This is a genomic window from Roseibium sp. (assembly GCF_025698965.1).
Classification (GTDB): Bacteria; Pseudomonadota; Alphaproteobacteria; order Rhizobiales; family Stappiaceae; genus Roseibium.
Window position 1 is genome coordinate 1 of record NZ_JAILWL010000136.1, and the last position, 13,241, is coordinate 13,241.

The following is a 13,241-nucleotide window of genomic DNA, read 5'->3' on the forward strand; positions in this document are numbered from 1 at the left end:
GAGATGAAAACGGACAAAAAGCAGAACACGTCAAGGGCATATGGGAGCGGATCAAGGCAGAGGAAAAGGCCGAAAAACGCGCCGAAAGGGATGCGCTCGGCATCGCTGAGCGTAAAAAGAGCTTTCTGGATGAAGTCCCGTTCGCCTTCCCTGCCCTGCAAGAAGCCGACAAACTGCAACGGCGCGCATCAAAAGTCGGATTTGACTGGAATGACCCTCGCCTGGTCCTGGACAAGATCCGCGAAGAAACGCACGAGCTTGACGAAGAACTTTCGAATGACACTGTAGACAGGGATCGAATATCTGATGAACTTGGAGACACCTTGTTTGCGCTGGCAAATCTCGCACGCCATCTCGATATAGATCCTGAAGAGGCGCTCAGACGAACGAACCGCAAATTCAGGAACCGGTTTGCCGCGATTGAGAACCATGCCGCAAGCACCAGTACGACACTTGAGGCCATGAGTCTCGAAGAGATGGAAGCAGCCTGGCAGGCGGCAAAGTCGGCAAAATAATGCCGGAAAACTCGCGCTCCGGGAAAAGACGTCGCCTTATCTATGTGTTCCAGATTAAACTAGGATCCCGCAGGAGCCGCATCTTAACCACAGGCATCGGTGAGACAAAATGATGCCTGTCTAGATCTTTTTGTTCACAGCTGCGATTTCGTCGTCACTTTGCCGGGTGTCCACTTCGGACTGAACGAAGTCAGAGAACACATCCCTGAAGGGACCGCGTTGCTTGTCCGAAACACGAACTTCCATAGTCACGAATTCTTCCGTGTCAGTCCTTTCCAGGACTTCTGACAATTGATAGAGCTTCGCAAGCAACGCACCTTCGTGCACCGGGATACTGACACTCAGAATGTCGTCATGCTGGGCTATGAAGGCGTCAATCCGTGCCGAAAGCTGCTCAATTCCGTCGCCGGTCAATGCAGACAAGGCCACCGGCCCTTCTTCACCGGCCTCCTCCAAAAGTTTGTCCCTATAAACAGGATCAAGGCAATCGATCTTATTCCAAACCTCGATAATCGGCGCACCTGTCTGCGCATCCACGCCTAGATCATTAAGCGTTTTCTTGACATCTTCTGCCTGCGCATCCGTGTCCGAATGCGAAATGTCGCGTACATGCAAAATGAGATCTGCTTCCAGAACCTCTTCTAGGGTCGCCCTGAACGCTGCAACCAGATGTGTCGGCAGGTCGGAAATGAAACCGACCGTGTCCGAGAGGATCACTTCCTTCCCATGCGGCAGTGTGACCTTGCGCAGCGTTGGGTCGAGCGTCGCGAACAGGAGATCTTTTGCGAAGACGTCGGATTCCGTCAGACGGTTGAAGAGTGTGGATTTTCCGGCATTGGTATAGCCAACAAGTGCCACGACCGGCTGAGGGATTTTCTTGCGCTTTTTGCGATGCAGATCGCGGGTACGCCGAACGCTTTCCAACTGCTTCTGCAAAGCAATGATACGATCTTGTATCTGTCGCCGGTCAGCCTCGATCTGCGTCTCGCCCGGCCCGCCCATAAAGCCGGCACCACCACGCTGACGCTCAAGGTGGGTCCAGGAGCGGACCAGCCGGCTTTTTTGCCACATCAGATGAGCAAGATCGACCTGAAGCCGCCCTTCCTTGGTCCGTGCCCGGTCGCCAAATATCTCGAGAATAAGCCCGGTACGGTCAATCACCTTGGTTTTCAGGCGGCGTTCCAGGTTTCTTTGCTGCACGGGTGTCAATGGATGATCGATCACCACGAGATCCAGCTCGTCACCCGCAACTATACCTGCAAGTTCAGACACCTTGCCTTCACCAAACAAGGTCGCCGGCTTGGGATTGTTTACGCGAACGATCCCGGAATGAACGATGGTCAAATTGATGGCAGCGCTCAGACCGACGGCTTCTTCCAGACGCGCCTCAGGGCTCCTGTTGCCACGCAGGTCCTGCTGTCCGTTGTCTCCGCGCAATTGAAGCACCGGTTCTAACAACATCGCACGAAAAGGCTGGGGCAGACGATCTACCCCAGTATCCTTAATTCTAAGCGATTTTTGACCTGGCTCTTCAGCACCGTTTGATTTTGAAAAGTCGTCTGCGCGAGACTTGGGTTTCAATCAGCTAGCCTTTTCCGCGTTTTCCTCAGCCTGATCGAATAGTTGAACAGGTCCGTTTGGCATAATTGTGGAAATCGCATGCTTGTACACCAGCTGGGAATGCCCGTCACGCCGCAGCAGGACACAAAAATTGTCGAACCAGGTCACGACACCCTGCAATTTCACACCATTAATGAGGAAGATCGTCAGGGGAGTTTTTTGTTTACGAACGTGATTAAGAAAAGTGTCTTGGAGATTTTGTGCGCGCTCAGCCATCAGTTTTTTTATCCTATTTGTCCCGGATGCGGCCGAGCATCCGGCGTTCCAGCAGCTTACCGTCAATAACTGGTCTTGTTCAAACGCTGTTTGACGTTCTGCTCGCTCTTTGTTTTGCCCACCAAAAGAGCTGTCTGCCCCAGCTCATATTGTCTTCACAACAAGGCCTTACAAGACCAATCGAATCATACCGCCTTCAAATCAGTAGCAGTATGGAACAAATCGCGCAATCGGGTTGCAACCGAACCCGGATGCCCATTGCCGATAATCTTGTCATCCACACGTGTCACCGGCATCACAAGGGTTGAGGCCGCCGTGACGAAGGCTTCCTTCGCTCCGAAAGCCTCTTCCAAGGTAAACGGCCTTTCCTCAAAGGTCAGCCCTTCCTTTTGTACTAAATCTAGAACGACTGCGCGGGTAATGCCCCGGAGGATGCCGCTTTCTGCAGGTCGCGTCACCAAAACGCCTTCCTTGGTGACAATCCAGGCGTTGGTCGATCCACCTTCGGTAACAAAACCATCTGCATCCAGATACCAGGCTTCCTTGCCGCCCTGCTCTTTCGCATTCTGTTTGGCAAGTACATTCGGCAAAAGCGCAATGGTCTTGATATCCACTCGCGGCCAACGGTTCTCCGGATAGCTGAAAACGGATATGCCCTGCTCGGCCTGCTTCCTGGCAGCGTCCGGACTTGTGGCACGAGCCGTCACAACGATCGATGGTGCGACATCTTCCGGCGGGAAATAGTGATCTCTGCGCGAAACCCCACGGGTTACCTGAATATAGACAAGCCCATCCCTGACCCGGTTCCGTCGAATAACCTGACGAAGCACGAATTCAACCGCACTGCGGGCCATTGGCCAATCGATGCGCAATTCGCTCAAGGACCTGTTGAGGCGATCCAGGTGCCTGGGCATGTCGACAATCTTGCCTTTCCAGATTTCACAAACCTCATAAACACCGTCTGCAAACTGGTAGCCACGGTCCTCAACATGCACCGCAGCGTCAGCATGACGTACATACTGGCCGTTTACATATGCAATCCGGCTCATGGCCCCTCCAGAAAAGCTACAGGTTTTAAACCGATTGGTTTCGTTGCAGTTTTGACCTCTTGGTCAGGTAAATGCAAGACCAGAAAAACGACATGTGGCGTTAAAAGAAATCCAGGCTCACCCTGAACATTTGCTCAACCTGCCGCACACGATTCGCAACCGCAAAAATCACAATCCGATCTTGCGCCTGGATTTGCAGATCTCCATTGGGCGTCAGAACCTCACCGCCTCTGAAGACAGCACCGACACGTATTCCGGACGGCAGATCGATGACGCGAAGTGGTTTTCCCACAAGTGGAGACGTATCCAGCGCTTCAGCCTCGACAATCTCCGCTGCCCCGTTTTGAAGCGAGTGAACACCGCGAATACGACCTCGCCGCACATGCTGCAGGATTCTGGATATCGTGACTGCTCGCGGGTTGATGAACGCGTCGATGCCCAATGCGTTGGCAAATGCCGGATAACTGGGATTGTTCAACAGCGATAGCGACCGCTTGCAGCCAAGCTTTTTAGCCATGACCGAAGAGAGAATATTGACCTCATCCTCGTTGGTGAGCGCCACCATCGTATCCGCATCACCGGCATCCGCCTCGTTCAGGATAATCTGATCAAGTGCACTGCCATGCAGGATAACGGACCGCTTGAGATCATCCGCAACCGCCATTGCGCGTTCTCTGGAAGCCTCGATCAGCTTGATCTTGGTACCCGATTGACGTTTTTCCAGCGCCTTGGCCACGTAAAGGCCAATGTTCCCGCCCCCTGCGATGACCACCTTGGCAGCTTCCGGTTCCTCATGACCAAAGATGCCAAGCGTTCTGCGCACCTGGTCCCTGCGGGCAACCACATAGGCAAGATCGCCGGTAAGGATGGAATCGCTGCTTTTGGGAACAAAGAGATTATTGTTCCTGTAGAGCCCGACCACGACCGCGCCGAGATCCGGGAACAACTCGGTCAACTGCCGCAAGGGTGTGTCCACGACCGGACAGTCTTCTTCACACATGATGCCGACAACGACGACCTGATCGTCTGCAAAGCGAACCGTCTCGACGGCGCCCGGCAATGCCAGCCTGCGCAAGACCATTTCACCCACCTCGATTTCAGGTGATATGATCACGTCAATCGGCATGTTTTCGCGCGAGAAGAGATTGCGCCAATGTCCCTGAAGATAGGACTGCGCACGGATGCGAGCGACCTTCGTCGGCACGTTAAAGAGCGAGTGCGCCACCTGACAGGCCACCATGTTCACCTCGTCATAGAGGGTCACGGCGACGATCATGTCGGCTTCTTCAGCTCCGGCCTGGGCCAGCACATCGGGATGCGCACCATGGCCAACGAACCCGCGCACATCCAACTGATCGCCAATGGCGTTGATCAGCTGTGGCGAGGAATCAATTACGGAAACATCGTTCTGCTCTGCCGCAAGGCGTTCGGCAATGCCGTATCCCACCTGACCGGCGCCGCAAATAACGATTTTCATGGAACGGCCCCTTTCCCGCTTCGCTCTTCAGTCCGGTTGCTGCAGCCGCCTCAGGTCATACCCAGGGTTTTGAGTTTGCGGTGCAGCGCTGAGCGTTCCATACCGACAAATTCAGCTGTCCGCGAGATGTTTCCGTCAAATCTCTTGATTTGAGCCTGGAGATATTCACGTTCAAATATCTCCCTCGCTTCGCGCAACGGGACGGACATGAGGTGTTCGCCGGTTCCGGATGTCGGCAGATTGGGAAGCGTTTCACCGATCTCCGCGGGAAGAAGGTCTGCCGTAATGGTACTGTCGGGATCCCCTCGACTGAGGATCAACAGACGTTCCACATTGTTGCGCAGCTGCCGAACATTACCAGGCCAGTCATGCGTCTGAAGAACTGCCATGGCATCGTCGCCGATAGGACGCAGAGGAATACCCGATGCAGCCGAAATCTGCTCCATGAAGTGATGCACCAGAACCGGAATGTCCTCACGCCGCTCGGCAAGTCCCGGCACCCGGAGCGGAACGACACTCAGACGGTGATAGAGATCCTGGCGGAACAGGCCGGACGCGATGTGCTCCTCCAGATTCTTCGATGTGGATGACAGGATGCGGATATCAACCTGAACCTTTTGAGTGCCACCGACACGTGAAAAGCTCTGTTCAACGAGCACACGCAGGATCTTGCCCTGGGTCTCGGCCGGCATATCCGCCACCTCGTCGAGATAGAGCGTCCCGCCATGGGCCTCCTCCAGAGCTCCGATCTTCCGCAAATTGCCGTGCTCGTCTTCAATGCCGAACAATTCTTCTTCCATGCGGGCAGACGTGATTGTGGCGGCGTTCAACACGACGAACGGGCTTTTCGCGCGCAGTGACTGATCGTGGATCATTCTGGCGGCGCGTTCCTTGCCGGAACCGGAAGGCCCGACAATGAGAATTCGGCTGTTGGTGCCTGAAATCTTCTGAATGGTTTGCCGCAGGTTGTGAGCTGCCGAGGACGCACCAATGATATCGCTTGTTTCACCGCTGCGCTGCTTCAGATCACGGATTTCCCGCTTCAGGCTGGACGCTTCAAGTGCACGTTCGACAATCAGGATAAGACGATCAGCCTTGAAGGGCTTCTCGATGTAGTCGTAAGCCCCACGTTTGATCGCCGAAACTGCGGTTTCAATATTTCCGTGTCCTGAAATGATCACCACCGGCAGATCCGGATCGGTTTCCTTCAACACGTCCAGAAGAGCAAGTCCGTCCAACCGGCTGCCCTGCAGCCAGATATCCAGAACGACAAGTGAAGGTTTACGCTCCTTCACGGCAGCAAGCGCGCTGTCGGAATCATGTGCCGTCCTGGTGCCGAAGCCCTCGTCATCCAGGATACCGGCGATCATATCACGAATATCGGTTTCGTCGTCTACGACTAGAATATCATGTGCCATGGCCAGTCACTGCTTGATCTTGTTGCTCGGTCTCCGGTTCGCTTTCGGCACGCGCCGCCAGGGTCAATCGAACAAGAGTACCGGTATCCTCAGGGTTGGTTTTGGGAGCATCGAGTAATTCGATACCACCGCCGTGGTCTTCCAAAATCTTTCGGACAATTGCGAGGCCAAGGCCCGTGCCTTTTTCCCGCGTTGTCATATAGGGCTCCAGCAACCGGCTGCGGTTTTCCTCAGGCAAGCCGACACCGTTGTCTATGACGTCGATCACGAGACGGCCGGAACCGCCATGATTTTCCTCGTAGAGGTGAGCCGTGACTTTTCCTTTCGGAAGGTCTTCTCCGGTCCGCGCGGAAACTGCCTCTGTAGCGTTCTTGACGACATTTGTCAGCGCCTGACCGATCAGACGGGCATCAAAGACTGCCTTTACCGGAACCTCCGGCACATCGGCTGTCACGCTGATTTCGGGGTTGGCAACTGACTGCATGAAGGCAGCATCACGCACTGCTTCGCGCAGATCACCACTGGATTTCGTCGGTTTGCGCATCCGAGCAAAGGATGAAAATTCATCGACCATCTGTCCAATGTCACCGACCTGCCGAACGATGGTGTCGATACACTGGTCAAAGACCTCGCGATCCTCTTCAATTCGCTTACCGTAGCGGCGACGGATACGTTCCGCCGAGAGCTGGATCGGCGTCAGGGGATTTTTGATTTCGTGTGCGATCCGGCGCGCAACATCCGCCCAGGCGGAATTGCGCTGTGCGGAAACCAGATCGGTAATGTCATCAAGGGTCACGACAAACCCGTGCTCACGCCGGGTCGACCGTTCGCTTGTGATCCGGACATTGATCGTGCGCAACCGCCCACCACGTGCAATTTCAACCTGTGTTTCGGGAAGCCGCTCGTTTTCGTTCTTCAGAACGTCGGAAATGCACTCCTCAAGCTCCGGAACGACCTCGACCAGCGGTTTGTTCAGGATCTGAACTTCATCAAGTTGCAGCAACTCAAGTGCCGATCGGTTTATCAGCATGATGGATGCTTCGTCGTCGACCCCGATAACACCGGTTGAAACGCCTGACAGCACCGCCTCGTTGAACCGCCGACGCCGGTCTATCTGCTCGTTGGCCGCAAGCAAGGCATCTCGTTGGCCAAGCAATTGCCCGGTCATCTTGTTGAACGTCGTCCCCAGATTGACCAGATCGCCACCAGACTTGTCGGTTTTGACCTTCACCGCCAGATTGCCTTTGGCCACCTCGTCCGCGGCGGATATCAATGTTCGGATTGGTGAAACCAGTCGGTTCGCAAACCCGAAACCGATCCAGATGGCGGAAAGCAAGAGAACCAGCGCAACACCCAGATAAACAAGCGCAAACGCCACCTGCACCCCAAAGCGGCTATTTTCCATCTGCTGATACTGTGACGCACCGGTTTCCGCCAATCGCAGATATTCGACTACTCTGGGATCAATCGCGCGCACCGCATAGAGATAGAAATCATCATATGCGGATAACTTCATGATCCCGCCGACGATGTTCGAACTGCCAGGTGCAATCAGAATGGGGTCACCGGATTTGGCCTTGAAGAAGCTGTCGGCTGGCGGAAGTGGAATTTCTGCATTGGGATCCAGAATGACACGGGTCACCACGTCCCCGTTTCCGTTCAGGATGAAGGCTCCAAGGATGCCGCGTAAGGAGACTTGCGTCGCAAAAAACTGGTCGAAACGCGTTGGCTCGAATTCGTAGACCGCCTTGGCTCGATCAATATCGTTGGTCATGGCAATCAGATCGCCACGCAGAACCCTTGCATGTTCCTGCAAGTAAGCCTGGGCAACAGTGAGGGCGTTATCGATAATCTGTCGGGTTCTGTCTTCGAACCACCGGTCTAACCCGCGGTCCAGCGTAACTGCGGCGAGAATAGCCATAAGAACCGCAGGCACTGCAGCCACAAGGCTGAACAGGGCAACGACACGAACATGAAGACGAGCGGCAGCTCGACCGCGTTTGCGCGCCTGCCAAAGTTTGTAGATCTCGAGCGAGATAACCCCGAGCAGAATGGCGGCCAACCCACCGTTGACCGTCATTGCCTTCAAAATGACGTCGCGGGTCGGATCAATGGAAGTCAATCCCATCAGAATTGCAAACGTCACACCGATGGAAACGAGTGCAATGACCATGATCGCCAGGCCAACCCGGCGCCAAAATCGTCCTGACGAACTTGATTGCGCAACTGAATGCTGTGCAGTTTCCAGTATCATTCGGCCTCAAAATGCCTTTTGTCGCTTTACGCAATGCGGCTGCTGTCTAAGCTTGAGGCAAACTTATCACACAATGTTGCGAAATTGCGACAGAGATGAATTCTCAGGAAAAATTGCAGTGGATGAGCGAAGAAAAGTCGGAGGCAACTGAAACCGATTTAACCGAACGATGAAAACCATCGCAAAAATTCGCGAGTGCTACTCGGTCATTGGTCGCGAAATGAATTCAGAGATCGGTCGCTATTTTGAAAAACATCGGCCGATTGGCGGCAGTTTCAGCAGGCGTTGCGAAACAACGCCTGATCCAGGAAGCGGACAAACAGAAGCAGGCAACCGACTTTACCTTGTAGAACGCATCACCTGTATATCCAGGTCGCGGATCTTTTTGCGCAAGGTGTTCCGGTTCACACCAAGCAACTCGGCAGCCTTGATCTGATTTCCTCTGGTCGCCGCAAGCGCTGCACTTATCAGAGGGTATTCCACCTCACGCAGAATGCGGTGATACAGCCCCGGAGGCGGCAACGCTTCCCCGAACGTGTCGAAGTATCCAGTCAGGTACCGCTCGACGGATCCACCCAGATTGACGTTTTCAGAAGTATCTTCTTCGATCTGCGCCACTGAAGGCTGGCTCAGCTCATGCTCAAGCAGGCTTTCGGTAATCACATCCTGCGGATAGAGCGCTGCAAGTCGTCGAACAAGGTTTTCCAGCTCACGCACGTTGCCAGGCCAGCGGTAGCGGCGCAACAAATTCAATGCACCCTGATCGATCTGCTTGGCCGGTAACCCCTCCTTTTCGACCAGGGAAAAGAAATGCCTGACAAGATCCGGAATATCCTCCACACGTTCGCGCAGCGGCGGCAAGCGGATCGGTACGACATTCAAACGAAAATACAGATCTTCACGGAAAAGACCCTGATTGATCAGGTGACGCAGATCCTTGTTTGTGGCGGCAATGATCCTCACATCGGTCTTGATGGGAGTGCGGCCACCGACTGTCGTGTATTCGCCCTGCTGAAGCACCCTGAGAAGACGTGTCTGAGCCTCCATCGGCATGTCACCGATCTCATCGAGGAAAAGCGTCCCACCGTCAGCCTGCTCAAAACGGCCCGAACTTCGATTTTGCGCTCCGGTGAATGCACCTTTTTCATGACCGAAAAGTTCCGCTTCGATAAGATCCCGCGGGATTGCAGCCATGTTGATAGCAACAAAAGGTCCGTTCCGGCGTTTGCCGTAGTCATGGAGCGCGCGTGCAACAAGCTCCTTGCCGGTTCCGGACTCACCGTTGATCATAACCGTGAGGTCTGTTTGCATCAGCCTTGCAAGAACCCGATAGATTTCCTGCATTGCCGGCGAACGACCAACCAGAGGCATCCCCTCACCGGCATCTTCCAGCTCAAGGTCGGGGCGTCTTTTCGGCTCTTCCAGCGCCCGTTGAACGATGTTTGTCAGCTCTTTCAGATCGAACGGCTTGGGGAGATACTCGTAAGCCCCCTTCTCTGACGCCTTGATCGCCGTCATGAAAGTGTTTTGAGCACTCATCACCAAAACCGGCAGATCCGGCCGCATCTTCTTCATGCGCGGCAGAACGTCGAAAATATTATCATCCGGCATCACGACATCGGTGATCACGAGATCACCGTCTCCGGAGGAAACCCACCTCCAAAGCGTTGCTGCATTCGACGTCAGTCGGACAGTATAGCCGGCCCTGGACAAGGCCTGATTGAGAACCGTGCGGATTGCCGCGTCGTCGTCTGCAACGAGGATCGTTCCTGTTGGCATGGTCAATCAGTTCCTTTGCTGGTCCGGTCGGAGACAGACATTCCGCTGCCGGTAAAAGCTGGCATCAGGATACGGAAAACGGTTTTGCGTCGTTGGCTATCACATTCGATGACACCACCATGATCGCCAATAATCTTGGCAACGAGCGCTAGTCCCAGCCCGGACCCGTTTGTCTTAGTCGTAATGAATGGTTCAAACAGATGAGGCATCAAATCGTCCGGCACACCCGGACCGTTATCCTCAACACAGAACTCAAGTGGCAGGCTGACGCGCTCCTCCGTACCCGGCACAGAAAGACGGACACCCGGCCTGAATGCCGTTGAAATCCTAATCTCTCCATCGGGGTCATCACCGATCGCTTCGCTGGCATTCTTGATCAGGTTCAGAAAGACCTGGATAAGCTGGTCTTTATTTGCATACACCGGCGGCAAGGATGGGTCATAGACCTCCACAATCTTCTTCCCGCGGGCAAAACCGTTGTCCGAAAGGCGTTTCACGTGGTCGAGGACAATGTGGATGTTGACCGGCTCGCGTTCGATCGGACGCTCGTCGGAAAAAACCTCCATTCGGTCCACCAGCTTCACGATGCGGTCGGTCTCATCCATGATGAGGCGCGTCAGAGCACGATCTTCACCGGGAACGGATTGTTCGAGCAGTTGTGCGCCTCCTCGAATGCCCGACAACGGGTTTTTGATTTCATGAGCCAGCATGGCTGCAAGGCAGGTTACGGTCCTGGCAGCGCCTCTGGAAGTTAGTTGACGGTCAATCTTTTCAGCCATGGTGCGCTCTTGAAACATCAGAACAACCGCACCTGGGCGATCGGATACAGGCGCTGCATTGATGTCGACGACCCTCGGAGCACCAATGCGCGGTGATCCGATATCAACCTTGTATTCGTTGACGGGAGCTGCGCGCTCGCGAACTTGCTCAATCAGCGTCAGCAACGGACTGCCGAAGGGAACGAAGTCGCTGATGGGATGACGGCGCAAGACAGAAACGCTCGACCGCATGAAGATTTCGGCCGCCATGTTCGCAGATTCGATTACACCATCAGGAGCAACCAGAAGAACAGGATGAGGAAGCGCATCCAGGATGGAAGGCCCATCACTGGCAAGCGCGGCCGTCCGGCCTGTTGCAGAATCATGTTCCGTCACGCAGCTGTCCGTTCATTTGATGAAGAAAACCAATCCATCACGAGGCGCAGAACCTCGTTTGGATCACGGGACGTCATGAGCACTTTTTTCATCGCCCCAGGCATTTGCGGTGTGCCGTTCGAACTCGCCGCATCCAGATACCAGCCCAGATGCTTGCGAGCGATCCGAACACCACCGTGCTGACCGTACAAGCTGAGCATTGCCTCATAATGTTCTGAAACCAGATCGACCAATTCCGAGCCACAAGGTGCTGCCAGACGCTTTCCCGTTGCCAGAAAGTGTCCCACGTGGCCAGGAAGCCACGGCCGACCATAGGCACCGCGACCGATCATGACGCCATCCGCACCCGAGACTTTCAACATACGAAGAGCATCATCGGGCCCTTTACAGTCTCCGTTGGCGATCAAAGGTATGGAGACAGCTTCCCTGACTTTCGCAATCGCGGACCAGTCAGCATTCCCTTTGTAAAACTGACAGCGGGTACGTCCATGAACGGTGATCAGCTGAATGCCAGCAGCCTCCGCCCGATTGGCCAGTTCAGGTGCATTCATACTTGTGGCATCCCAGCCAAGGCGCATTTTCAATGTCACCGGAACATCTACCGCCGCCACGGTCGCCTCAATGAGTGTCAGCGCATGATCAAGATCACGCATCAGGGCCGAACCGGAATAACCTGAGGTGACCTTCTTTGCTGGGCAACCCATGTTGATATCGATGATATCGGCGCCGAGACCTGCGATCACTTTTGCAGCTTCTCCCATCCAGCGAGCTTCACGACCAGCTAGCTGCACCACATGCAATCCGTCGTCCTGCGCCTCCGCCCGCATCTGGGTTTCGGCATCCCCTTTTACAAAGGACTCGCTTGCAACCATCTCGCTGACAACCATCCCCGCACCGAACCGTGCCGCAAGCCTGCGGAAGGGAAGATCGGAAACACCGGACATCGGAGCTAGAACCGCCCGATTGGCCAGCACATGCGATCCTATTGAAATATTATTCTTCAGATGGGACACAAGACTCTCACTCTTGCTCATTGCATGTGCATTTTAAAAACTGCCTATATTGTAGACAATTTCCGCAATGCAACAAGTCTAAATTTGCGGTTAGGACAAGTTCTTAGTTAAAGACGGTCCAACAGATAAATCTGGCTGGCTAACTTGGAGATCACCGCCCATGGCGAAAACAGCGGCAGCCCTTGTTGTGGCAGCAGGACGCGGATCCCGCCTGGCGACAAACGACAACAGGCACCCCAAGCAATATAGATTGCTGGCGGGCCGTCCGGTTTTGACCCATACACTGATTGCTCTGGCGAATCATCCTCGGATTTCAAAGGTCGTCACCGTCATTCATCCGGAGGATAAAGATCTTTATGCAAAGGCGTGCTCTGCCCTGCATTCAGATGATCTGCTTAAGCTGGCTGATCCGGTCGTTGGCGGGGCAACACGCCAGCAATCCGTTCTGGAAGGACTGAAGGCCTTGGCCGGTCTGGGTATCGATTATGTGCTGATACATGACGCAGCACGCCCTTTTGTCACCAGCGACGTGATCGATCGCCTGATAGCCTCTCTCGAGTCGGGCGCAGAAGGAGCGCTTGCAGCGGTTGAAGTTACGGACACTATGAAAAAGAAGCCGGGTACCGCAGGGCCGCTCGAAACAATTGACCGGACAGGTTTGTGGGCGGCACAAACACCACAAGCCTTCCCGCTGGAAAAGATCCTGTCAGCACATCAAAAAGCAGCCCAAAAAGGTTTGAATGATT

Annotated in this window: 11 protein-coding genes; 2 read left to right on the top strand and 9 right to left on the bottom strand. The window is 54.5% G+C overall.

Features of this window, described 5'->3' with window-relative positions:
* The coding region (locus K5905_RS12880) for a MazG family protein (RefSeq protein ID WP_297584426.1) at positions 1–515 on the top strand (515 nt) is incomplete at its 5' end.
* Between the two features lie 120 nt (positions 516–635).
* On the opposite strand, the gene hflX is transcribed toward K5905_RS12880, so the two are convergent.
* The 9 genes from hflX to dusB all read right to left on the bottom strand — a co-directional run bounded on the left by hflX (position 636) and on the right by dusB (position 12,426).
* Entirely contained in the window at positions 636–1,976 is a 1,341-nt protein-coding gene (hflX, locus tag K5905_RS12885; protein WP_297584429.1) for a GTPase HflX, read from the bottom strand.
* Positions 1,977–2,096: 120 nt separating this feature from the next.
* The gene (gene hfq / locus K5905_RS12890; RefSeq protein ID WP_173006241.1) at positions 2,097–2,354 is read right to left on the bottom strand and encodes an RNA chaperone Hfq; all 258 of its coding nucleotides are present in this window, start codon (positions 2,352–2,354) and stop codon (positions 2,097–2,099) included.
* Positions 2,355–2,536: 182 nt separating this feature from the next.
* Positions 2,537–3,400, bottom strand: coding sequence for a D-amino-acid transaminase (locus K5905_RS12895; RefSeq protein ID WP_297584432.1), 864 nt, complete (start codon positions 3,398–3,400; stop codon positions 2,537–2,539).
* Positions 3,401–3,500: 100 nt separating this feature from the next.
* Positions 3,501–4,877, bottom strand: a complete 1,377-nt coding sequence (gene trkA / locus K5905_RS12900; RefSeq protein WP_297584434.1) for a Trk system potassium transporter TrkA — start codon at positions 4,875–4,877, stop codon at positions 3,501–3,503.
* A gap of 50 nt (positions 4,878–4,927) precedes the next feature.
* Positions 4,928–6,295, bottom strand: a complete 1,368-nt coding sequence (locus K5905_RS12905; protein ID WP_297584436.1) for a sigma-54 dependent transcriptional regulator — start codon at positions 6,293–6,295, stop codon at positions 4,928–4,930.
* Positions 6,285–8,549, bottom strand: a complete 2,265-nt coding sequence (locus tag K5905_RS12910) for a PAS domain-containing sensor histidine kinase (RefSeq protein ID WP_297584438.1) — start codon at positions 8,547–8,549, stop codon at positions 6,285–6,287. Before K5905_RS12910 ends, K5905_RS12905 begins: the two co-directional genes overlap by 11 nt.
* Before the next feature lie 339 nt (positions 8,550–8,888).
* Entirely contained in the window at positions 8,889–10,328 is a 1,440-nt protein-coding gene (gene ntrC / locus K5905_RS12915; protein WP_297584441.1) for a nitrogen regulation protein NR(I), read from the bottom strand.
* A 2-nt stretch (positions 10,329–10,330) separates the two neighbouring features.
* Positions 10,331–11,482 (bottom strand): nitrogen regulation protein NR(II), encoded by a 1,152-nt coding sequence (locus tag K5905_RS12920; protein ID WP_297584444.1) that lies wholly within the window; start codon positions 11,480–11,482, stop codon positions 10,331–10,333.
* Complete coding sequence (gene dusB / locus K5905_RS12925; protein WP_297584452.1) at positions 11,479–12,426, bottom strand: tRNA dihydrouridine synthase DusB; 948 nt, start codon at positions 12,424–12,426, stop codon at positions 11,479–11,481. The genes K5905_RS12920 and dusB overlap by 4 nt, the downstream gene beginning before the upstream one ends.
* A gap of 229 nt (positions 12,427–12,655) precedes the next feature.
* On the opposite strand from dusB, the gene ispD reads away from it, so the two are divergent.
* Positions 12,656–13,241 (top strand): 2-C-methyl-D-erythritol 4-phosphate cytidylyltransferase (ispD, locus tag K5905_RS12930; protein WP_297584447.1); only part of this gene is annotated, 586 nt, incomplete at its 3' end.

Excerpts from the sequence above, each read along its gene's own strand:
- dusB (WP_297584452.1), bottom strand. The coding sequence starts at position 12,426 with ATGTCCGGTGTTTCCGATCTTCCCTTCCGCAGGCTTGCGGCACGGTTC.
- ntrC (WP_297584441.1), bottom strand. The coding sequence starts at position 10,328 with ATGCCAACAGGAACGATCCTCGTTGCAGACGACGACGCGGCAATCCGC.
- K5905_RS12895 (WP_297584432.1), bottom strand. The coding sequence starts at position 3,400 with ATGAGCCGGATTGCATATGTAAACGGCCAGTATGTACGTCATGCTGAC.
- K5905_RS12910 (WP_297584438.1), bottom strand. The coding sequence starts at position 8,549 with ATGATACTGGAAACTGCACAGCATTCAGTTGCGCAATCAAGTTCGTCA.
- trkA (WP_297584434.1), bottom strand. The coding sequence starts at position 4,877 with ATGAAAATCGTTATTTGCGGCGCCGGTCAGGTGGGATACGGCATTGCC.
- hflX (WP_297584429.1), bottom strand. The coding sequence starts at position 1,976 with ATGTTGTTAGAACCGGTGCTTCAATTGCGCGGAGACAACGGACAGCAG.
- K5905_RS12905 (WP_297584436.1), bottom strand. The coding sequence starts at position 6,295 with ATGGCACATGATATTCTAGTCGTAGACGACGAAACCGATATTCGTGAT.